The 22,391-nt window shown below is 70.8% G+C and carries 17 protein-coding genes; 10 read left to right on the forward strand and 7 right to left on the reverse strand.

All coding sequences use genetic code 11. The features are described from left to right. Positions 1-5: 5 nt before the first annotated feature. The 3 genes from DCW30_RS11215 to DCW30_RS11225 all read right to left on the reverse strand — a co-directional run bounded on the left by DCW30_RS11215 (position 6) and on the right by DCW30_RS11225 (position 2,950). The gene (locus tag DCW30_RS11215) at positions 6-911 is read right to left on the reverse strand and encodes a LysR family transcriptional regulator (protein ID WP_076685360.1); all 906 of its coding nucleotides are present in this window, start codon (positions 909-911) and stop codon (positions 6-8) included. Between the two features lie 280 nt (positions 912-1,191). Further along, on the reverse strand, positions 1,192-2,358 hold the full coding sequence (locus DCW30_RS11220; RefSeq protein WP_076685361.1) for a cystathionine gamma-lyase: 1,167 nt from the start codon (positions 2,356-2,358) through the stop codon (positions 1,192-1,194). A 211-nt stretch (positions 2,359-2,569) separates the two neighbouring features. Continuing rightward, positions 2,570-2,950, reverse strand: a complete 381-nt coding sequence (locus tag DCW30_RS11225; RefSeq protein ID WP_062771366.1) for a phage holin family protein — start codon at positions 2,948-2,950, stop codon at positions 2,570-2,572. Between the two features lie 109 nt (positions 2,951-3,059). On the opposite strand from DCW30_RS11225, the gene DCW30_RS11230 reads away from it, so the two are divergent. The 4 genes from DCW30_RS11230 (at position 3,060) to DCW30_RS11245 (ending at position 5,359) form a co-directional block, all read left to right on the forward strand. Next, entirely contained in the window at positions 3,060-3,377 is a 318-nt protein-coding gene (locus DCW30_RS11230) for a cupin domain-containing protein (RefSeq protein ID WP_062771364.1), read from the forward strand. Positions 3,378-3,571: 194 nt separating this feature from the next. Then, positions 3,572-3,793 carry a DUF5326 family protein gene (locus tag DCW30_RS11235; RefSeq protein ID WP_062771361.1) on the forward strand — a complete coding sequence of 74 codons (222 nt, stop codon included), beginning with the start codon at positions 3,572-3,574 and terminating at the stop codon, positions 3,791-3,793. 298 nt (positions 3,794-4,091) lie between these two features. After that, positions 4,092-4,817, forward strand: coding sequence for an IclR family transcriptional regulator (locus DCW30_RS11240; protein WP_418347128.1), 726 nt, complete (start codon positions 4,092-4,094; stop codon positions 4,815-4,817). Positions 4,818-4,921: 104 nt separating this feature from the next. Beyond that, positions 4,922-5,359, forward strand: a complete 438-nt coding sequence (locus DCW30_RS11245; RefSeq protein WP_062771354.1) for an SsgA family sporulation/cell division regulator — start codon at positions 4,922-4,924, stop codon at positions 5,357-5,359. Positions 5,360-5,424: 65 nt separating this feature from the next. Here DCW30_RS11245 and DCW30_RS11250 read toward each other — a convergent pair whose 3' ends face one another. Next, the gene (locus DCW30_RS11250; RefSeq protein WP_076685363.1) at positions 5,425-6,828 is read right to left on the reverse strand and encodes a YibE/F family protein; all 1,404 of its coding nucleotides are present in this window, start codon (positions 6,826-6,828) and stop codon (positions 5,425-5,427) included. A 218-nt stretch (positions 6,829-7,046) separates the two neighbouring features. Here DCW30_RS11250 and thiC point away from each other — a divergent pair, with 218 nt between their 5' ends. Further along, entirely contained in the window at positions 7,047-8,864 is a 1,818-nt protein-coding gene (gene thiC, locus DCW30_RS11255) for a phosphomethylpyrimidine synthase ThiC (protein WP_076685364.1), read from the forward strand. Positions 8,865-9,035: 171 nt separating this feature from the next. Here thiC and DCW30_RS11260 read toward each other — a convergent pair whose 3' ends face one another. The 3 genes from DCW30_RS11260 to DCW30_RS11270 form a co-directional block, all read right to left on the reverse strand. After that, entirely contained in the window at positions 9,036-9,920 is an 885-nt protein-coding gene (locus DCW30_RS11260; protein ID WP_076685365.1) for a hypothetical protein, read from the reverse strand. A gap of 180 nt (positions 9,921-10,100) precedes the next feature. Continuing rightward, positions 10,101-11,171, reverse strand: a complete 1,071-nt coding sequence (locus DCW30_RS11265; RefSeq protein ID WP_076689085.1) for a metallophosphoesterase — start codon at positions 11,169-11,171, stop codon at positions 10,101-10,103. A 233-nt stretch (positions 11,172-11,404) separates the two neighbouring features. Further along, positions 11,405-12,526, reverse strand: coding sequence for a LacI family DNA-binding transcriptional regulator (locus DCW30_RS11270; RefSeq protein WP_076685366.1), 1,122 nt, complete (start codon positions 12,524-12,526; stop codon positions 11,405-11,407). A gap of 396 nt (positions 12,527-12,922) precedes the next feature. Here DCW30_RS11270 and hisC point away from each other — a divergent pair, with 396 nt between their 5' ends. The 5 genes from hisC to DCW30_RS11295 all read left to right on the forward strand — a co-directional run bounded on the left by hisC (position 12,923) and on the right by DCW30_RS11295 (position 22,367). After that, the gene (gene hisC / locus DCW30_RS11275; RefSeq protein WP_076685367.1) at positions 12,923-14,002 is read left to right on the forward strand and encodes a histidinol-phosphate transaminase; all 1,080 of its coding nucleotides are present in this window, start codon (positions 12,923-12,925) and stop codon (positions 14,000-14,002) included. A 424-nt stretch (positions 14,003-14,426) separates the two neighbouring features. Next, a complete protein-coding gene (locus tag DCW30_RS11280; protein WP_076685368.1) occupies positions 14,427-15,971 on the forward strand; it encodes a cytochrome ubiquinol oxidase subunit I in 1,545 nt (514 codons plus the stop codon). A gap of 19 nt (positions 15,972-15,990) precedes the next feature. Continuing rightward, entirely contained in the window at positions 15,991-16,995 is a 1,005-nt protein-coding gene (cydB, locus tag DCW30_RS11285) for a cytochrome d ubiquinol oxidase subunit II (RefSeq protein ID WP_076685369.1), read from the forward strand. A gap of 24 nt (positions 16,996-17,019) precedes the next feature. After that, the gene (gene cydD, locus DCW30_RS11290) at positions 17,020-20,538 is read left to right on the forward strand and encodes a thiol reductant ABC exporter subunit CydD (protein ID WP_076685370.1); all 3,519 of its coding nucleotides are present in this window, start codon (positions 17,020-17,022) and stop codon (positions 20,536-20,538) included. A 101-nt stretch (positions 20,539-20,639) separates the two neighbouring features. Further along, positions 20,640-22,367, forward strand: coding sequence for a GAF domain-containing sensor histidine kinase (locus DCW30_RS11295; protein WP_079250055.1), 1,728 nt, complete (start codon positions 20,640-20,642; stop codon positions 22,365-22,367). The last annotated feature ends 24 nt before the right edge of the window (positions 22,368-22,391 follow it).

Consider the following 22,391-nt stretch of genomic DNA (forward strand, 5'->3'; position numbering starts at 1 on the left):
CGGCATCAGGCCCAGTCGGCCGCCACCCGCAGCAGCCACTCATGCGCCCGCGCTATGTGCGGCATGGCCAGCGTGCCCGTGCGCACCGCCAGGAAGTACGTGCGCAGCGGCGGCACCGCGGGGTCGAGCAGCGCGACGACGTCCCCGCGCTTCAGGGCCTCGGTGCACAGATAGCGGGGCAGCACGGCCAGACCGGCGCCCGAGGCCGCGCAGGCGAGGACCGCACGTAGGTCCGGCACGATGACGGCGCCGGAGGCCGCGGGGCGGGCGTCGAAGACGGCGGCCCAGTAGCGCGAGACGAACGGCAGTGACTCGTGCACCTCGACCACCGGCAGGTTCTCCAACGGCAGCGCCCCCTTGCGGCGCAGTTTGCCGGGCCCGATGCGGGCGGCCCAGCGCTCCCCCGCGACCAGGACGTGCTCCTCGTCGCAGAGCGGCGTGGCGGTGAGCAGCCCGCCGCGCGGCTGAGCGGTGCTGATGGCCAGCTCGTGGTGCCCGGCGGCCAGCCCCTCCAGGGTTTCCTCGGCGGTGCCGAACGACGCGCGCAGGGCGTAGCTGTGGCCGTCCTGGCCGGTCAGCGCGGTGAGCGCGGGCAGCGCGCGCTCCGCGGTGAACTCCGGGGGCCCCGCGAGGTGGAGCGTGCGCACCGAGGAGTCCTCGTCGAGCCCTGTCTCGGCTATCTCCACGAGGGCGTCCAGATGAGGGGCGGCCTTGTGGGCGAGCTCGTCCCCGATGGTCGTAGGGGTCACCCCGCGGGCCTGGCGCAGGAAGAGGGGGCGGCCCAACTGGCGTTCCAGCGTCCTGATCTGCGAGGTGACGGCCGGCTGGGAGAGCCCGAGGAGGGCCGCCGCACGAGTGAAGGAACCGGCCCGGTGCACCGTCACGAAGGTGCGCAGCAGGGCCAGATCCATGACGGCGTTCCTTCCCTCCACATCCTCAAGGCGTGCCCAACTATAAATATGTCGATAGGTCTCTGTCGCTACCGTGATTGGACACTGACACACAGTCAACTAGCCTTGTCGACGCGGTTCTTCGCGCGGGGAACGCGAGGAATCAGAGCGGTCCGAGCCACGAGGGGGGAGGCTCGGACCGTTTGATGTGCGCGGCCTCGGAGCCCCGAAGCCCAGCCCCCGAAGCCCAGCCCTCGAAGCGTTGACGCAGCCCAAGCGGGTCCAGTGCGCGCGGTGGTGCTCAGTCGGTCGACTCGTCCAGCGCGCGGAGCACGTCGGCCACCAGGTCGGCGGGGTCCTCCGCGCCCGCCGAGAAGCGGATGAAGCCCTCCGGGACGGCGTCTCCGCCCCATCGCCGACGCCGCTCCGCCGTCGAGCGCACGCCCCCGAAGCTGGTCGCGTCGTCCACCAGCCGCAGCGAGTCGAGGAAGCGCTCGGCACGCGCGCGTGTGGGCAGCGTGAACGAGACCACACACCCGAAGCGACGCATCTGCCGCGAGGCGACCTTGTGCGAAGGGTCTTCGGGCAAGCCGGGGTAGCGCAGCCCGGAGACCTCGGGGCGCTCGCGCAGGGCCTCGGCGAGAGCCAGGGCGTTCGCGTTCTGCCGGTCGGCGCGCAGCTGGAGCGTGGCCAGCGAACGGTGTGCGAGCCAGGCCTCCATCGGCCCCGGAATGGCTCCGACGATCTTGCGCCAGCGCCGCACGGAAGCGGTGAGCTCCGCGTCGCGGCAGGAGACGTACCCCAGAAGGAGGTCCCCGTGGCCGGTGAGCATCTTCGTGCCGCTGGCCACCGCGAAGTCGGCGCCCAGTTCGAGCGGGCGCTGGCCGAGTGGCGTGGCCAGCGTGTTGTCGACGGCCACGAGGGTGCCACGCGCGTGTGCCGCGTCGGCGAGCCTGCGCACGTCACACACGTCGAGGCCGGGATTGGACGGTGTCTCGATCCACAGCAGCTTCGCGCCGTCGAGCACGTCGAGCACGTCGAGCTGGGCGTCACCGCCGGTCGGCGCGGTCCGCACCTCGATCCCGTACGCCATGAGCTGTTCACGGACCAGGGGGAGCACTTGGTAGCCGTCGTCCGGCAGGACCACCGCGTCACCGGCTCGCAACTGTGAGAACAGCACCGCCGAGATCGCGGCCATGCCGGAGGCGAAGGCGAGCGTCTCGACGTCCTCGGCGTCCGGGGCCTCCAGCTCGCCGATGGCGCGCTCCAGATGCGTCCAGGTGGGGTTCTCGTCGCGCGCGTAGGCATACCCGCCCGTGGGGTCACCGGGCAGATGGAAGTGAGCGGCGAACACCGGTCCCGGCAGCGTCGGCTCGTACTTCACCGGCTCGGGCATTCCGGCCCGCACCGCCCGTGTGCCGTCGCCCACGCCCGCGGGGCCATCGCCCCTGGCTGCCGAATCCGTCATGCCGCCTGCCTTCCACCGCTCGCCGTACGGCGTCGGGCAGGTCTTCGCCCGACGCCGCCACCATTCTCGGGCACCGGCAGGTCGGAAGGGGCGTGGGGTCGCTGGGGCGCGGCGTCGGGGGAGACGGCCCGCCCGACGGGACAACCCATCCGGCGATACGGCCCCGGCGATACGGCCCCCGGCGACACCGCCCCCGGCGAGACGGCGGCCGTCAGTCCTTGTCGTCGGGGAGCACGACATTCATGGCCCAGGACACGATGGAGATGATCAAGCCGCCCAGGACGGCGGTCCCGAAGCCGTCCACATGGAAACTGACGTCCAGTTTGTCGGAGAGCCACGAGGTGAGCAGCAGCATCAGGGCGTTGACCACCAGGGTGATCAGGCCGAGGGTCAGGATGAACAACGGGAAGGTGAGGACCTTCACCACCGGCTTGACCAGGAAGTTCACCAGGCCGAAGAGCAGGGCCACGACAATGAGCGTGCCGATCTTCTTGCCCGTGCTGTCTCCGGTCAGAGTGATCTTGTCCAGCAGCCACACGGCGACGGCCAGAGCCGCGGCGTTGGCGATCGTCTTGACTACGAAATTCTTCATGTGTCTGATCGTGGCAGACGGGGATCACGAGAGGGTCGGCTCACGGGCGGCGGACAGGTCCGCGCAAGAGTGCCCGCAGGCCAACACCAGCAAGGGGCGTACGACGGCGATGAAGGCATTCCGACTGGACGAGCTGGAGGCGGAGCGCGCGGCGAACGACGGCGCGTATCTGCAGTTTCTGCGGGAGCGGAACATGTCGGTCGGTCTCTACGCGCTCGATGCGGGAGACACCGATCCGCAGCAGCCGCACGGGCAGGACGAGGTGTACATGGTCGTCAGCGGCCGCGCCTCGATCACGGTGGGCATGGAGACCACGTCGGTGGCGCGCGGCAGCGTCGTCTACGTCCCGGCCGGAGTGGCCCACAAGTTCCACCACATCAGCGAGGACCTGCGGGTCCTCGTCGTCTTCTCTCCGCCCGAAGGCTGACGGGATCCGCCCGAAGGGTGACGGGATCAGGGCTCCGGCCTCGGGGTTCCCTAGGGGACGGATCAGGGGCAGACAAGGGCTCCGAGGCCCCCACGGAGCCCTTCGGCGGCCTAGCATCGAAGGCAAGAAGTCGGGGACCTGCGGAGCTTCAGGGACCTGCACCGATGCGAAGCGTGCGGAGAGAGGTAAGGACGATGGCGGCGAAGGAGATCTTTGCGGGATTGCCGTGGTGGGTGAAGTGGGTGGCGGTGCCCGTCATCGCGCTGGTCGTGTTCGGCAGCGTGATAGTCAGCGTCGTCGGCTTCGTGATCAGCCTGCTCTTCAAGGCGCTGCTCTTCGTCGCCCTGGTCGGCGGACTCATCTATGTCGTACGGAAGTTCATATCCGGCTCGTCCTCGGCGCGCTCGGACTGGTGACCGCGCCGCCCTCCCACCGGCGAACCCACGTCGGGATTCCCTCGGCCGGGGGATGTTTCCGCAACAGGCGGCCGTAGGGCGGGGGCCAACGGCTAGAGTCCGAGTCCGCCGTCGGGTCGGCCTCGCGTACGGGCGCACTGCCCGCCCCGTGAGCATCCGGCTACGGGCGGCCCCCCTCGCGCTTCGGGAGTGAACCTTGGCCGCGGCCGCTGCCGGCACCTCACCGGGTGGAGCCACTCCACCGGGCGGAGCCACGCCACCGGACCAGGCCGCGACCGCACCGACCCTCATCGGCTCCGTGCAGCGGGCGATGCGGTTGCTGGAAGCCGCCGCCTCGCACCCGGGCGGGGCCCCTGCCAAGCAGTTGGCCCGGGAGGCCGGGCTCGCGCTGCCCACGGCGTATCACCTGTTGCGCACGCTGACCTACGAGGGCTATCTGAGACGGAGGAAGGGGCTGCTCGTGCTCGGCGAGGCGGCCGAGCGGCTGGGCGCCGGCGGGGCGCGGCAGAAGCAGCGCGGCACGCTCGACGACACCCTTGCGCACTGGCACGAGGCCATCGGGGCGCCCATCTACTTCGCCGTCTACCGCGAGGGCGAGATCGAGCTCGTGACCGTCGCGGACAGTCCCGGCAACCCGGCCGTCGAGGAGTGGGCCGATTTCCGGGAGACGGGCCACGCCCATGCGATCGGCCAGTGCCTGCTGAGTCAACTCGACGCCGAGGCGAGGAGGGACCACCTGGAGCGCTATCCCGTGCAGTCGATCACGCGCTACTCGGTGCGGGACGACCGCACGTTCCTCCGCAGACTCGACGCGGTGGGCCGGATGCGCCCGGTCGTGGAGCATCAGGAGTATGCCCTGGGGACCGTGTGCGCCGCCGTACCGATCACGGTGGGTGACATCGCGGCAACGATGGCCATTTCTGTCCCTTCTCATCAAGCCGACCGGCTGCTACCAGCGGTGCAGGCCCTGCAACGCGAAATCGGAAAGCTACTAGGGACACTCGGCTTCTCTATCAGCATCTGAAAACTCACTCCTTGTGACGTGGTATGCACTTTGAGCAAGATGCCCAGAGCGTCAGGGAGTAGGTTCCTGGCCACTCCGAGGGCTGAGGGACGGGGTATTGCGCGATGGGCGACTCGGTACAGGCAGAGGTCATGATGAACTTCCTCGTTTCCGAGGATCTGTCGTTCCGTATTCCGGTGGAGCTGAGGTACGAGAGCGTTGATCCGTACGCCGTGCGGCTGACGTTCCACCTGCCCGGTGACGCGCCGGTGACCTGGGCTTTCGGGCGGGAGCTGCTGATCGACGGGGTGGGCCGGCCGTGCGGGGTGGGGGACGTGCGCATCGAGCCCACCGATCCCGATCTGCTCGACGAGGCGCTGATCAAGCTTCAGGTGGGTCCGGAGCAGGCGCTGTTCCGTGTGGGCATCCCGCCGCTCCTGGCCTTCCTCGACCGGACGGACCGGCTGGTGCCGCTCGGGCAGGAGCGGGCGCTCGCCGACTTCGACGCACACCTCGACGAGACGCTCGACCGGATCCTCGCCGAGGAGCAGAACGCCGGCTGACCCCGGCCCCAAAGGGCCAGGGGTCATGGCAGATTGCTGCATTTCGCGGCGGGGCAGGAAGGCGCTCACGCCTTCCTGCGGCGTCCCTTGCCTCCACGGGAGGAGCGGGGGGCGGGAGTGCCCGCCGTCGCGGGGACCGGACCTGACGTGCGGTCGGCTGAGACCACCAGGGCGGCCAGCGCGGTCGTCACGGGGACCGAGGCGACCAGACCGATCGAGCCGATCAGGGTGCGCACGATCTCCTCGGCGACCAGCTCGCTGTTGGCGACCGTGCCCACGCTGGACTGGGCGATGGAGAAGAGCAGCAGCAGGGGCAGCGCGGCGCCCGCGTAGGCGAGGACGAGGGTGTTGACGACCGAGGCGATGTGATCGCGGCCGATGCGGATGCCGGCACGGTAGAGGCCGCGCCAGCCCATCGTCGGGTTGGCCTGGTGCAGTTCCCAGACCGCCGACGTCTGGGTGACCGTCACGTCGTCCAGGACGCCGAGCGAGCCGATGATGACGCCCGCGAGCAGCAGGCCGCTCATGTCGATGGACGGATACAGGCCATGGATGAGGCCGGTGTTGTCGTCCGTGTTGCCGGTCAGCGCGGCCCAGCCGATGAAGAGCGAACCGAGCAGGCCGATCAGGAGGAGGGAGATGAGCGTGCCGAGTACGGCGACGGAGGTGCGGGCCGTGAGCCCATGGCAGAGATAGAGCGCGATCAGCATGATGGCGCTCGCCCCGATCACCGCCACGACCAGGGGATTGGAGCCCTGGAGGATGGCGGGCAGGATGAAGAAGGTGAGCACCAGGAAGCTGATGGCGAGCGCGACCAGGGCCATGACGCCCCGCAGCCGACCCACCACGACGACCGCCAGCGCGAAGATGCCGGCGAGCAGGGCCATCGGAATCCTGCGGTTCACGTCGGCGACCGAGTACTGCAGGCCCTCGGGGGCCTTGGGTTCGTAGGCGACCACCACCTCTTGGCCCTGCTTCAGCTGGCGGGGCGAGTCCGGCTGGATGACCTCGGTGAACGTGCGGCCCTTGTGCTCGCCGCTGCTGACCTCGATCGTCGCCTTCTTGCAGGTGCCGCTGGCCCGTGACTGGGCGGACTGGCCCTCGGCCGTGGAGGTGTCGCCGTTCGGCGGGGTCTGCGAGGGGTTGAGGTCCTTGCAGGGGAGCTCCCGCACCTTCGTGACCGACGCCGACTGCGTCTGCCGGTCGAAGCCGACGCCGGTGCGCTCGTGCGAGGGGGTGCCTCCGGGCCAGTAGACCAGGAGCCCCACGACGACCGCGGCGGCAAACGGGATCAGCACGGCGGCGATGACCTTGCGCAGATGCTGGGATACGGGCGCGGCCGGACCATGGCTGTGTGAGTGTCCATGACTGTGCGCGTGGCCGTCCCCACGGCCGTTGTCACCCGGGGGCGGGCCGGGGAGGGGCGGCTGTGAGGGCGGCGGCGGGGGCGGCGGCTCTGTGGTGGTCACGGCCCGATCATCGCAAGAACGGAGGGGGCCCTCTGTTCAGCGCGCCCGATAGGACGCTAGCGTGGAGCCACCTTTGCACACGCGGGAGCTCGGAGCACCGGGCTGAGAGGGCGCTGACCTCCGTACGAAGTGGCACGAACGTGCACGAGCCGTACGGAATTCGCTGCGTCGACCGCCGAACCTGTTACCGGGTAATGCCGGCGTAGGGAGTAGGTCTCATGACCACATCGGACGCACGCACGCCTGCCTCGACGCACGCCCAGGGCCAGGACCAGGCCTGGAACGAGCGCGACGAGGCCGGGAAGTCCATCGGCTGGCACAAGGCGTATGTCGAGGGTTCACGCCCCGACCTGCGCGTGCCGGTCCGTCAGGTGCACCTGACCAACGGCAAGGCCGTCACCCTGTACGACACGTCGGGTCCGTACACCGACCCGTCGGCCGAGACCGACGTCCGTCGCGGCCTTCCGCCGCTGCGGGAGAACTGGATCATCGCCCGCGGCGACACCGAGGAGTACACGGGCCGCCCGCCCCGCCCCGAGGACGACGGCATCAAGCACACCTCGCCGCGCGGAGGTCTGAAGAACCTCGACGCGGTCTTTCCCGGCCGGCCCCGGCTGCCGCGCCGCGGCCGGCAGGGCCAGGCGGTGACGCAGCTCGCGTACGCGCGGCGCGGTGAGATCACGCCCGAGATGGAGTTCATCGGGATCCGCGAGAACCTCGACCCCGAGATCGTCCGCGAGGAGGTCGCGGCGGGCCGCGCGGTGATCCCGGCCAACGTCAACCACCCGGAGATCGAGCCGATGATCATCGGCAAGAAGTTCCTGGTGAAGGTGAACGCCAACATCGGCAACTCCGCGGTGACCTCTTCCATCGAGGAGGAGGTGGACAAGATGACCTGGGCCACCAAGTGGGGCGCCGACACGGTCATGGACCTCTCCACCGGCCGCAACATCCACACCACGCGCGAGTGGGTCCTGCGCAACTCCCCCGTGCCGATCGGCACCGTCCCCCTCTACCAGGCGCTGGAGAAGGTCGACGGCAAGGCCGAGGAGCTGACCTGGGAGATCTACAAGGACACCGTCATCGAGCAGGCCGAGCAGGGCGTGGACTACATGACGGTGCACGCGGGTGTGCGGCTGCCGTACGTGCCGCTCACCGCGCGCCGCAAGACCGGCATCGTCTCGCGCGGCGGCTCGATCATGGCCGCCTGGTGCCTCGCGCACCACAAGGAGAGCTTCCTCTACGAGAACTTCGAGGAGCTCTGCGAGATCCTCGCGGCGTACGACGTGACGTACTCCCTCGGCGACGGCCTGCGGCCCGGGTCGATCGCGGACGCCAACGACGAGGCGCAGTTCGCGGAGTTGCGGACCCTCGGGGAACTCAACACGATCGCCAAACGTCACCACGTACAGACGATGATCGAGGGCCCCGGTCACGTCCCGATGCACAAGATCAAGGAGAACATCGACCTCCAGCAGGAGATCTGCGAGGAGGCGCCGTTCTACACCCTCGGCCCGCTGACCACCGACATCGCTCCCGCCTACGACCACATCACCTCCGGCATCGGCGCCGCGATGATCGGCTGGTGGGGCACGGCCATGCTCTGCTACGTCACGCCCAAGGAGCACCTGGGCCTGCCCAACCGCGACGACGTGAAGACCGGCGTCATCACGTACAAGATCGCGGCGCACGCGGCGGACCTCGCCAAGGGGCACCCGGGCGCGCAGGACTGGGACGACGCGCTCTCGGACGCGCGCTTCGAGTTCCGCTGGGAGGACCAGTTCAACCTGGCGCTCGACCCGGTCACGGCGCGGGAGTTCCACGACGAGACGTTGCCCGCGGAGCCCGCGAAGACGGCGCACTTCTGCTCGATGTGCGGGCCGAAGTTCTGCTCCATGAAGATTTCGCAGGACATCCGGCGCAAGCACGGCGGCGACGGTGGGACCGGCCAGGACGAGATCCAGGCCGGCATGGACCAGAAGTCCAAGGAGTTCGCCGCGGCGGGTAACCGGGTCTATCTGCCGATCGCCGACTGAGCACGGCCGGGCACACCGGCGTGCCCGGTGGGTCCGGCGCTCCTCATGGCCTCGTGGTCTCGCCGCCCCTCGTCAGCGGCGGGACCACGAAGCGGTGGGGTGGCCTGAAGTAATGCTGTGGCCTGATGCGGTGCGGTGGCCCTAAGTGGTGCGTGCTGTGCGTCGGGCCGGCTACTCCGGCTTGTGGTCGGGCCCGCCGAAGTCCGGGCTGGAGAAGTCGGGGCTCGAGTAGCTCGGACGTGAACCGGCGGTCGAGCCGCCGTCCGGGCTGCTGAACCCCGGCCTGTGATAGCCGAGTTGCGGCATGCGGCTGCTCGTCCCGGACCTCCGCGAAGGAGTCCGGGGCGTGGGGCCGGGGCCCGCTTCCGCGAGGGCCTCCCGGAGGAACGGCACGATGCCCCGCTCCAGGAGCGCCCGCCCCCACACCTCCCTGGCCCGGGTGACCTCCAGATGCTGCTCGCCGTGGAGGTCCGCCTGGAGAGAGGTGGAGCCATTGCGCAGGGCGGTCAGGAGCAGCCCCCCGGCGGCCACCAGGATGCCTCCCGCGGTGAGCGCGCCGAACAGCCAGCCCGCCGTGAGCAGGGTGTCCGCGAAGGCGGGTTCCGGTTCGAGCATCTTCAGGACGTAGCCCACGAGCAGGAAGATCGCGGCTGCCGCGCCCGCGAGCACGGGTGCGAGGACCGCGACGACGGCGACCGCCCCGGCTCCCACTGCCGCCGGTTCGGCGATCTCGCCCATCGTGGTGGCGAGCCCGACGCCGCCGGAGCCCGACTCCGCGGCGCTGTGTCCACTCCCTTCGCGGATCGATGAGGAAGACGGTCGAGGTTCGCGCAACTCCTCGCGAACCTTCACGTAGTGCGCGTACTCCGTGGCGGCCGCGGCGGTGATCAGAACGGTCGCGTTCAGGGCCATGGTGCGCAGTTGTTCGGTGTTGAGCCGCTGGCCCACTGCGGCGAGTTCCGGACGGTCCGGTGCGGTGCGCAGCGCCTCGTCGAGGATCCGCTCGTACTCGGGGCGGTCCTCGTTGAGCAGGTGTGGAGCGCTGTTCATGTGCATCCCCCGATGCTCCGTAGGGCTGAGACTCGCATGGCTGCGAGCCGTTGGGCAGAAACGGAGGGGAGCCTGCTACGGATAAGCCGATGGTAGAGCCGTGACGGCGCGCGGTGACAGGGGGTTTCCAGAAATTGCCCCCCTGCCGGGCACAATCCTGTAGAGGGGGGCGCGCTCGCGAACCGCCTATGCGGCCAGCGGCAGTTGGCAGACCAGCAGCTTTCCTGCCATGGTCACTCCGCCGTCCATGGCGATGGCCAGACCGTCGGCGTAGACATGGGGGCCCTCGATGACGGGCCCGCCGCCGTCCGACTCGTCCTCGGAGCCGACGTCGCCCAGGAGGTACGGGATGGGGCTGTGACCATGGACGACGCGCGTGCCGCCGTACATGTCGAGCAGTTCCCGCACGGCGGAGGGGCCCGATTCGTCGCGGAAGGCGAAGCGCTTGGTGAACTTCCGGAAAAGGTCCCAGCACTCGTCGGCGTCGTTGCGCGTCAGGGTCTCGCGGACCGTGTCGTTGACCGCCTCGATCGAGTCGCCGTAATCCAGGTAGGCGGTCGTGTCGGAGTGCATGAGGAGATGTCCGTCGGCCTCCTCCATCGCGTCCAGGCGGGCCATCCACTGCAGATGGTGGTCCTCCAGACGCTCCATGTCCGTCTTCTGGCCCCCGTTGAGCAGCCATGCGGCCTGGAACGTGGCGGTGCCCGCGCCGGAGTTGACCGGGGTGTCGCCGAAGCGCTTGGCGCCGAGCAGGAGCAGCTCGTGGTTGCCGAGGAGCGCCTTGCAGTAGCCGCCAGCGGCGGCGGCCTCCGCGGAGAGGCGCATCACGAGGTCGATGACCCCGATGCCGTCGGGCCCGCGGTCGGTGAAGTCGCCGAGGAACCACAGGCGCGCGTTGCCCGCGGACCAGTTCCCCTCGGCGTCGACGAGGCCCTGCTCGTGGAGCGCGGCCATCAGCTCGCCGAGATACCCGTGCACGTCGCCCACCACGAACAGCGGGCCGTGCTCCTCGCTCGCCCGCGGCTGCGGGGGTTCCGGCATGACCTGCACCTGCACGGTGTCCCCGCGGTTGATGACGGGCAGGTCGCGCTGTGTCGGCGTGTACCCGTCGGCCCCCGGATCACCGGGTGCTCCGGGGCCCGCCTCGGCGGGTCCGGTCGTCTCATGGACGTACGCCGGTACGCGGAAGTCGCGCAGCGTCGCCGTCCGCACATCGGGTCCCTGACCGGCCCCCTGAGTCATCGACCCCTCCACCACCATTGCGCCGCATCTGCACCGAGATCGGACTGCCTGGTCGCAGCTGCCCGCGGTGTCGTCCGCCCATCATAGGAATGCGGCTCCCGCTGTGTGGTGCACCAGGGGTGGTGAATCGGTCCTTGGCCCCGGTTCACCGTGGTTTTCTCCCGAATTGGGCAGAGGTTTCCGTGTTGGTGGCCGACTGCTCACCCGCCCCTGCCCAGTGGATCTTCGGTGTCAGTGGATCTTCGGTGTCAGCCCGGGCCGGGCGAGCGCGGCGGGCTGACCGTCGTGCGCGGCGGACGCCGCTCGGACGAGGTGCGCACGATCAGCTCGGTCGGTATGACCCGCTCGACCGGTCCGCCCGTGTCCAGTCCCTCGATGGCGTCGATGAGGAGCTGCACGACGGCCGTGCCGATGCGCCGGGGCTTGAGCGAGAGCGTGGTGATCGGCGGCTCGGTGGTCGCGTACACCGTGGACTCGCTGCAGCAGACGAGCAGCAGGTCGTCGGGGACCCGCAGGCCGTACCGCCGGGCGGCGGCGAGGAGGTCGGTGCCGTTGGGGTCGAAGAGGCCGTAGACAGCGTCGGGCCGGTCGGGCCTGGCGAGCAGCCGGTCGGCGGCGACCGCTCCCGCGCAGGGGTCATGGGCGGGGTAGGACTCGTAGACGGGGTCCTGGCCGACGCGTTCGCACCAGTTCAGATAGGCGGTCGTGGACAGGTGTGTGTAGGTGTCCGTGGTGGTGCCCGTGAGCAGGCCGATCCGGCGGGCGCCGGCGGCCGCGAGGTGGTCGAGGATCTCCAGGACCGCCGTCTCGTGGTCGTTGTCGACCCAGGCGGTGACCGGCAGGGAGCCGGCCGGGCGGCCGTCGGAGACCACCGGGAGGCCCTGGCGGACCAGCTCGCTGACCACCGGGTCGTGGTCGGAGGGGTCGACGACGACCGTCCCGTCGAGCGCGACGTTCGACCACACGTCGACCGGGCTGCGGCGGGAGGTGGCGGGCAGGATGACCAGGGCGTAGCCCCGGGCGAGGGCGGCGGAGGTGGCGGCTCTGGCCATCTCCGCGAAGTAGGCGAACTCGGTGAAGGTGAAAGGTTCATCCCCGTACGTGGTCACGGTCAGGCCGATGAGGCCCGACTTGCCGGTGCGGAGGGTTCGGGCCGCGGCGGAGGGGCGGTAGCCCAGCCGTTCGGCGACCTCGCGGACGTGGCGTCGGGTGGCGTCCGGCAGACGGCCCTTACCGTTGAGGGCATCGGAGACAGTCGTGATGGAGACACCGGCGGCGGCGGCGACATCTCTGATGCCCGCGCGGCTCTGCCGGTTCCCCCGGCGGGTAGTCTCCGCTCGGCTCACCTGGTGTTTACCTGCTGCTGTCATGGCGAGCCGATAGTAGGGCTCATCGGCTTGGATAGCGCGGGTGCATATGCAGCCGTTGACAGGCACGTTTCTGCAAGGCCGTGGATGCACAATGACCTTGGAAACCAATGGAGTTGAGGTCTGAGACAGTGGCCTTCACTGATCGTCTCGATGGGCCCTGATTGATGTGCCAGGTCTCGGGGAGGTCTCAACTCACCTTCACGGGGGACGCGCGCCACGGTGCAAGCCACGGCGCACGGGGGAGCACGGGCGCTCCCTCTGTCCCGGGGCGCCGCACGGGAGACGGCGCCGTGGTCGCTCGTCCGCGGATCTCGGCAGGCCATTCGCAGCGGCGGCGAATCCTCATAAGGTAAGCAGTATTCGAACTGTGTTGGCACTGGCACGAGGAGGACTGCGGTGAGCGAGACGAGCCCGAGGCTGCGCGCCGAGCTGGAGGGTATTCCCACCTACAAGCCGGGCAAGCCCGCCGCGACGGACGGTCCCGCGGCCTACAAGCTGTCCTCCAACGAGAACCCCTACCCGCCGCTGCCGGGCGTCATGGAGAGCACGCTCGCCGCCGCCGCGTCCTTCAACCGCTACCCCGACATGGCCTGCACGGCCCTGATGAGCGAGCTGGCCGACCGCTTCGGGGTGCCGGCGTCGCACATCGCGACCGGCACCGGCTCCGTCGGCGTCGCCCAGCAGCTGCTCCAGGCGACCGCGGGCCCGGGTGACGAGGTCATCTACGCCTGGCGGTCCTTCGAGGCGTACCCGATCATCACGCAGGTCAGCGGGGCGACGTCGGTGCGGGTGCCGCTGACGGAGGGCGAGGTGCACGACCTGGACGCGATGGCCGCCGCCATCACGGACCGCACCCGCCTCATCTTTGTCTGCAACCCCAACAACCCCACCGGCACCGTGGTCCGCAGGGCCGAGCTCGAACGGTTCCTCGACCGGGTGCCGAGCGACGTCCTCGTGGTGCTCGACGAGGCGTACCGCGAGTTCATCCGTGACCCCGAGGTCCCGGACGGCGTCGAGATCTACCGCGACCGTCCCAACGTCTGCGTCCTGCGGACGTTCTCCAAGGCGTACGGCCTCGCGGGGCTGCGCGTCGGCTTCGCGGTCGCCCACGAGCCGGTGGCCGCCGCGCTGCGCAAGACGGCGGTGCCCTTCGGTGTGAGCCAGCTCGCGCAGGACGCGGCCGTGGCGTCGCTGCGGGCCGAGGACGAGCTGATGGGCCGCGTCGGCGCGCTGGTCGCCGAGCGGACGCGGGTGGTCGACGCGCTGCGGGGCCAGGGCTGGACGGTGCCCGAGACGCAGGCGAACTTCGTCTGGCTGCGGCTCGGCGACCGTACGACCGACTTCGCCGCCGCCTGTGAGAAGGCGGGCGTCGTGGTGCGGCCGTTCGCGGGCGAGGGGATGCGGGCCACGATCGGCGAGACCGAGGCCAACGACATCTTCCTGCGGGCGGCCGAGGAGTTCCGCAAGGAGCTCTGACCCCCGGCCGGCGCGGAGCTTCGCCTCGCGCGCCTCTTCCCGCGCCCTTGATCACGGCAAGGCCCCGGACTCGCGAGAGCCGGGGCCTTCTCGCGTGCGGTCGGCGGGCCCCGGCCCGGGCCTCGGTGGCCGTACCCGCCCCAAGGCTCCCGGCCGGGCATCGGTGGCGTAGCCGTGCCCGCCCCTGGCCGTGTTCGGGCCCCGGAAGCCATACCCGTGTTCGCACTTGTGTTCGTATCCCTCCACGCCCGAGGGGGCGCTGTGACGAGCAAGACAGGGACCCCCCTTGGGATGCGTGAATCCGGTACGACATAATGCTTGTGAATGTGAACGCGTTCACAAGCGTGCCCGGTTCCTCCGGAGATCAACGGGACAGGCGGGTACAAACTGCCGCTTTGACCACGGCGAGTAAGGAGATGACGCAGTGGACCTGGCTCTGGCGCCGGAGACATTGGCGCGATGGCAGTTCGGCATCACGACCGTCTACCACTTCCTGTTCGTTCCCCTGACGATCTCCCTCGCCGCCCTGACGGCGATCCTCGAGACCGCCTGGGTCCGCACGGGCAAGGAGCACTACCTCAGAGCGACCAAGTTCTGGGGCAAGCTGTTCCTGATCAACATCGCGATGGGGGTCGTCACCGGCATCGTGCAGGAGTTCCAGTTCGGCATGAACTGGTCCGACTACTCGCGCTTCGTCGGGGACGTCTTCGGGGCGCCGCTGGCCTTCGAGGCGCTGATCGCCTTCTTCTTCGAGTCGACCTTCATCGGCCTGTGGATCTTCGGCTGGGACAAGCTCCCCAAGAAGCTGCACTGCGCCACGATCTGGATCGTCTCGATCGGCACGATCCTCTCGGCGTACTTCATCATCGCCGCCAACGCCTTTATGCAGCACCCGGTCGGCTACAAGATCGTGGAGCGGGACGGCGTCAAGCGCGCGGAGCTCACCGACTTCGCGAAGGTGCTCTTCCAGGAGACGGCGCTGGTCAACTTCTTCCACGTCATCTCGGCGGCCATCCTGGTCGGCGGCGCCTTCATGACCGGCATCGCCATCGTCCACCTGCGCAAGAAGCGGCACATCCGCACCATGCGCACCTCGCTGCGGCTCGGCCTGGTCACCGCCTTCGTGGGCACGCTGCTCACCGTGGTCAGCGCCGACACCCTCGGCAAGGTCATGTACGAGCAGCAGCCGATGAAGATGTCGGCGGCCGAGGCGCTGTGGGAGTCGGAGAAGCCGGCGCCGTTCTCGATCTTCGCCTACGGGGACGTCTCCGAGGGACACAACAAGGTGGCCATCGAGGTCCCCGGCGTCCTGTCCTTCCTGGCCAAGAACAACTTCCACGCCGAGATCCCCGGCATCAACGACCTCAACAAGGAGGCGCGGGAGAAGTTCGGGCCCGGCGACTACCGGCCCAACATCCCCACCGCCTACTGGTCCTACCGCTGGATGATCGGCTTCGGCGGGGTCTCGATGGCCCTGTGCACGGCGGGCCTCTGGCTGACGCGGAAAAAGTTCTGGCTGGCGCCCGAGCACCGCACGGGGGCGGACGAGATCCCCAAGCTCATGCTCACCAAGAACCGGGAGCTCGCTCCCAGGATCGGCTCGTGGTGGTGGCGGCTCTCGCAGTGGACGCTGATCTTCCCCCTCATCGGCACGGCCTGGGGCTGGATCTTCACCGAGACGGGCCGGCAGCCCTGGGTGGTCTACGGCGTGCTGCGCACCGAGGACGCGGTCTCCCCCGGCGTCTCCCAGGGCGAAGTGCTCACCTCGCTGATCGGCTTCACGCTGATCTACGCGGTCCTCGCCGTGATCGAGGTGAGGCTGCTGCTCAAGTACGTCAGGCAGGGGCCGCCCGAGCTCACGGAGGCGGACCTGAACCCACCGACCAAGATCGGGGGCCCCGGCTCGGGCAAGGGCTCGGACAGCGATTCCGACGCCGACGCCGACCGGCCCATGGCCTTCTCGTACTGAAGGAAGGAGCGACCAGGCCATGCAACTTCACGACATATGGTTCGTACTGATCGCCGTCCTGTGGATCGGCTACTTCTTCCTGGAGGGCTTCGACTTCGGCATCGGGGTCCTGACCAAGCTGCTCGCCCGGAACCGGGTGGAGAAGCGGGTCCTCATCAACACCATCGGCCCCGTCTGGGACGGCAACGAGGTGTGGCTGCTCACGGCGGGCGGCGCGACCTTCGCCGCCTTCCCCGAGTGGTACGCGACGCTGTTCTCCGGCTTCTACCTGCCGCTGCTGCTCATCCTGGTCTGCCTGATCGTGCGGGGCGTGGCCTTCGAGTACCGGGCGAAGCGGCCGGAGGAGCGGTGGCAGACCAACTGGGAGCACGCGATCTTCTGGACGTCGCTGATCCCCGCGGTCATGTGGGGCGTCGCCTTCGGGAACATCGTGCGCGGCGTGGAGATCGACGCCCACAAGGAGTACGTGGGTTCCTTCTTCGACCTGCTCAACCCGTACGCGATCCTGGGCGGTCTCGTCACGCTGACGCTGTTCACCTTCCACGGAGCGGTGTTCGCCTCGCTCAAGACGGTGGGCGACATCCGGGTACGGGCCCGCAAGGCGGCACTGGGCCTCGGGCTCGTCACGGCGGTGCTCGCGCTCGGGTTCCTGCTCTGGACGCAGGCCGACAAGGGTGACGGCAAGAGCCTGATCGCGATGGTGGTGGCGGTCCTGGCGCTGCTCGGAGCCATCGTGGCCATCAAGGCGGGGCGCGAGGGCTGGTCGTTCGCGCTGTCGGGCGTCACGATCGCGGCGGCCGTCGCGATGCTCTTCCTGACGCTCTTCCCGAACGTCATGCCGTCGTCGCTGAACGAGGAGTGGAGCCTCACGGTCACCAACGCCTCGTCGAGCCCGTACACGCTGCGGATCATGACCTGGTGCGCGGTCATCGCGACGCCCGTCGTCCTGCTCTACCAGGGGTGGACGTACTGGGTGTTCCGCAAGCGGATCGGGACGCAGCACATCGCCGACGCCGCGCACTGACTCGCCCCGGAGGGTGTGTTTCACGTGAAACCAATCGACCCGCGTCTGCTGCGGTACGCCCGCGCCACGCGCCTCTTCCTCGTCGCCGTCGTGGCCCTGGGCCTGGTCGGGGCGGGGCTGGTCATCGGTCAGGCGATGCTCATCGCCGAGATCGTGGTGGGCGCCTTCCAGCAGGACCTCTCCGTCGCCGACCTGGGCACGCCGCTGCTGCTGCTCGCCCTGGTCGCGGCGGGCCGGGGACTCGTCTCCTGGCTGACCGAGCTCGCGGCGCACCGGGCGAGCGCGGCCGTCAAGTCCGAGCTGCGCGGGCGGCTCCTGGAGAGGGCCGCCGCGCTCGGCCCCGGCTGGCTGAGCGGGCAGCGCACCGGCTCCCTGGTCTCGCTCGCGACACGGGGCGTGGACGCCCTGGACGACTACTTCTCCCGCTATCTGCCGCAGCTCGGGCTCGCCGTGGTCGTGCCGGTGGCGGTGCTCGCCCGCGTCGTGACCGAGGACTGGGTGTCGGCGGCGATCATCGTCGTGACGCTCCCGCTCATCCCGGTCTTCATGATCCTCATCGGCTGGGCGACCCAGAACCGGATGGACCGCCAGTGGCGGCTGCTCTCACGGCTCTCCGGCCACTTCCTGGACGTCGTGGCGGGCCTGCCCACCCTCAAGGTGTTCGGCCGCGCCAAGGCCCAGGCCGAGTCGATCAGGAAGATCACCGGCGAGTACCGCCGGGCGACCATGCGGACGCTGCGGATCGCCTTCCTCTCCTCGTTCGCCCTGGAACTCCTCGCCACGATCTCGGTCGCGCTGGTCGCGGTCACCATCGGCATGCGGCTCGTCCACGGCGAGATGGACTTGTACGTGGGTCTGGTCATCCTCGTCCTGGCGCCCGAGGCCTATCTGCCGCTCCGCCAGGTCGGGGCGCAGTACCACGCGGCGGCTGAGGGCCTGGCAGCCGCCGAGGAGATCTTCGAGGTGCTCGAGGCGCCCGTTCCGGCCGCCGGGAGCGGGCCTGTGCCCTCGGGCGCGCTGAGCGTGGAGAACGTGTCGGTGCGGTATCCGGGCCGGGGCGCCGACGCGGTCCGCGGGGTCTCCTTCGAGGTGGGGCACGGGGAGACGGTGGCCCTCGTCGGGCCGAGCGGGGCGGGCAAGTCGACCCTCCTGAACGTGGTGCTCGGGTTCGTCGGGCCCACCGGCGGGCGGGTCCGCGTCGGGGGCGTCGACCTGGCGGAGGTGTCCCCCGAGCTCTGGCGGGAGCGGATCGCGTGGGTGCCGCAGCGGCCGCACCTCTTCGCCGGGTCCATCGCGGAGAACGTACGGCTGGCCAAGCCGTCGGCGGACCCGGAGCAGGTGCGGGACGCCCTGCGGGCCGCCGGTGCGCTGTCCTTCGTGGACGCGCTGCCCCAGGGGACGGAGACGGTCCTCGGGGAGGACGGGGGCGGGCTCTCGGCCGGGCAGCGGCAGCGGCTCGCGTTGGCACGCGCGTTCCTCGCCGACCGCCCCGTGGTCCTGCTCGACGAGCCCACGGCCGCGCTCGACGGCGGGACCGAGGCGGAGGTCGTGGAGGCGGTGCGACGCCTGGCCGTGGGCCGGACCGTGCTGCTGGTCGTGCACAGGCCCGCGCTGCTCGCCGTCGCGGACCGGGTGGTGCGGCTGCCCGCCGCCGAGACGCGGACGGGCACGACTCCGCTCTCCGGCACGGCGGAGCGCCCCGGCGGGACGCGCGAGGCCCCGGGCCGGCCCGAGGCCGTCGGTGACGACGCACCCGTGGACGGCCCCCGGAGCCAGAGCCCGGCGCAGCCGCGCGGCGTGCTCGCCCGCGTACGGGAGGCCGCTCGGGCGCGGCGGGCGCAGCTCGGGCTCGCGCTGCTGCTCGGAAGCCTCGCGCTCGGCAGCGCCGTGGGGCTCATGGCCACCTCGGGGTGGCTGATCTCGCGGGCCTCGGAGCAGCCGCCGGTGATGTACCTGATGATCGCCGTGACGGCGACCCGTGCCTTCGGCATCGGCCGCGCCGTCTTCCGCTACGCCGAGCGGCTCGTCTCGCACGACGCGGTGCTCCGCATGCTCGCCGACACCCGCGTCGCGGTCTACCGGCGCCTCGAACGCCTCGCCCCCGCAGGTCTGCGCACCGCCCGCCGGGGGGATCTCCTCTCCCGCCTGGTCGCCGACGTCGACGCCTTGCAGGACTACTGGCTGCGCTGGCTGCTGCCCGCGTCCGCCGCCGCGTTCGTGGGCGCCGGGGCCGTCGGGTTCACCGCCTGGCTGCTGCCCGAGGCGGGCGCCGTGCTCGCCGCCGGGCTGCTCGTCGCGGGCGTCGGGGCGCCGCTGCTGAGCGGTGCCGTGGCGCGGCGCGCCGAGCGGAGGCTGGCCCCCGCACGCGGGGCGCTCGCCACCCGCGTCACCGATCTGCTGACCGGGACCGCCGAGCTGACCGTCGCCGGTGCGCTGGGCCGTCGTACGGCCAAGGCCAGGGAGGCCGACGCCGAGCTGACGCGGATCGCCTCCCGGCAGGCCGGAGCCACCGCGCTCGGCAACGGACTCGGCGCGCTCGCCACCGGGCTCACGGTGGCCGCCGCCGCGCTCGTCGGGGTCCAGGCCGTGCGGGACGGGCGGCTCGACGGACTCGCCCTGGCCGTCGTGGTGCTCACCCCGCTCGCCGCCTTCGAAGCGGTCATCGGCCTGCCCCTCGCCGTCCAGTACCGGCAGCGGGTCATCAGGAGCGCGGAGCGCGTGTACGAGGTCCTGGACGCCGCCGAGCCGGTTCCGGAGCCCGCTGTTCCCGCCGAGGCGCCGGCCACGCCCTTCCCGCTCCGGGTCGAGGCACTGCACGCCCGCCACGCGGGCCAGTCGCCCGACGCCCCCGCGCTCGCGGGCGTGAGCCTGACGCTGGAGCCGGGCCGGCGGATCGCCGTCGTGGGCCCCTCGGGCTCGGGCAAGACGACGCTCGCCCAGGTGCTCCTGCGGTTCCTCGGCGCGTCCGAGGGGACGTACTCGCTGGGCGGCACGGACGCGGCGACGCTCGACGGCGACACCGTGCGCCGCATGGTCGGGCTCTGCGCCCAGGACGCGCACATCTTCGACAGCTCGGTCCGCGAGAACCTGCTGCTCGCCAAGAAGGACGCCACGGACGCCGAGCTGCGGGCCGCCCTCGCGCGGGCACGGCTCGACGGCTGGGCCGACTCGCTGCCACAGGGGCTCGACACACTGGTCGGCGAGCACGGCGCCCGGCTCTCCGGGGGCCAGCGGCAGCGGCTCGCGCTGGCTCGCGCGCTGCTCGCGGACTTCCCCGTACTCGTCCTCGACGAGCCGGCCGAGCACCTCGACCTGCCGACCGCGGACGCCCTCACCGCCGACCTGATGGCCGCGACGGAGGGGCGGACGACGCTGCTCATCACCCACCGGCTCGCCGGGCTCGACGCGGTGGACGAGGTGATCGTCCTCGACGGGGGCCGGGTGGCGCAGCGCGGCACCTACGCGGAGCTCGCGGCGGTGGAGGGTCCGCTGCGGCGGATGCTGGACGTGGAGCGGACGGCGGATCTGCTGGCGGTGGGGTGAGGGCGGCCCCGCCTGACCGAGGCCGCCGCCCCCGGCGGCTTTCCGGGGCCCGGCACGGCTCCGACTTTCCCCCGTAAATAGGACTTACTAGGCTCAAAGCCATGTCCCTGCCTCCGGCCTCCGCCGATTCACCGCTCCCCGACGGCACGTCCCGCCCGGGGCAGGCGGCGGCGCGCGGCCTCCAGGGACTCACGCCCGAGCTGGCCAAGCGGGTGCCGCAGCTCCTCGAAGCCATGCGGTCGGTGGGCACCGGGCTGGAACTCCACGTCACCCTGGACCGCATCTGCGAGACCGCCGCCGAACTCGCGGACGCCCGCTACGCGGCGATCGGCGTCGTCGCCGAGGACGGCGAAGGGCTCTCCGACTTCGTCCACCACGGCATCGGCGAGGAGACTGCCGACCGCATCGGACGGCTGCCCGACGGGCACAGAGGCCTGCTCGGCGCGCTGATCCACCAGCCGAGGACGCTGCGCCTCTCCGATCTCTCCACCGACCCCCGCTCCTGCGGCTTCCCGGCCCACCACCCGCCGATGCGGACCTTCCTCGGGGTGCCCATCCGCGTACAGGGCGAGATCTTCGGCAACCTCTACCTGACGGAGAAGCGGGACGGGGCCGAGTTCAACGACGACGACGTTCACATGGTGCGCGTCCTCGCCGCGGAGGCCGGCATCGCCATCGGCAACGCGCGTCTGTACGAGGCCGCCAAGCAGCGCGAACGCTGGATCGACGGCTCGGTCGCGGTCACCACGGCCCTGCTCTCCGGCAGCGACGCGGAGGACGCCCTCGCCGTCGTGGCCGAACAGGCCAGGCGCCTCGCGGAATCGGCCGCGGGGATCGTGCTGGTGCCCGACGACGAGGGCGGCATGGAGGTCGTCGCGGTCTCCTCGGCCGAGCCCCTCGGGGCGCTCGGCATGACCGTCCCCCCGGAGAGCCGCATCGTCTCCCAGCTCCTCGCGGGAGAGCCCGTCTTCATCGACGACGCGGCGGATGACCCCCGGGTCATGACGGAACTGGCCGACCGCTACGGCCCCGTCATGCTCCTGCCACTGCAGAGCGACGGACGTGTCCTGGGGACGCTCGCCACGCCACGCGCGCGTGGGGCACGCCCCTTCACCGGGGCCGAGCGGACGCTCGCCATCCAGTTCGCCTCGCAGGCCGCGCTCGCGCTGATGATGGCCGACGCCCAGCGGGACCGTGAGCGCCTCGCGGTCTACGAGGACCGCGACCGGATCGCCAGGGACCTGCACGACCTCGTCATCCAGCGGCTGTTCGCCACCGGCATGATGCTGGAGAGCGCCCAGCGGCGGTCGGTCGTGCCGGAGGTGCAGGTCGGCGTGGGCAAGGCCGTCGACGAGCTGGACGTGACCATCCAGGAGATCCGCACGGCGATCTTCGCGCTGCAGCAGGGCCCGGCCGAGGCGCCGTCGGGGCTGCGCACGCGGGTGCTCCGGGAGATCAACATGGCCGCCGTCCCGCTCGGCTTCCAGCCCTCGCACCGCTTCGTGGGCCCCGTCGACACCGTGGTCGGCGAACTGACCGGCAAGAACCTCATCGCGGCCCTGCGGGAGGCCCTCTCCAACGCGTTCCGCCATGCGCGGGCCGACCGTATCGACGTGGTCGTCGACGCGACGGTGACGCTGCCGGACGGGAGCCAGGGCGTACGGCTGACCGTCGCCGACGACGGCGTGGGCATCGCCGAGGGCGGCCGGCGCAGCGGCCTGAAGAACCTCAAGCGGCGGGCCGAGTCCCTGGGCGGCGACAGCTGGTACGGGCCGGGCACCGGCGAGGACGGCGGCGGCACGACGGTGGTCTGGCAGGCTCCGTATTAGCCCGGCCCGGCATGGGCGCGGGCC

The sequence above is a fragment of the Streptomyces alfalfae genome, from assembly GCF_004127445.1.
GTDB classification, from domain to species: Bacteria; Actinomycetota; Actinomycetes; order Streptomycetales; family Streptomycetaceae; genus Streptomyces; species Streptomyces alfalfae.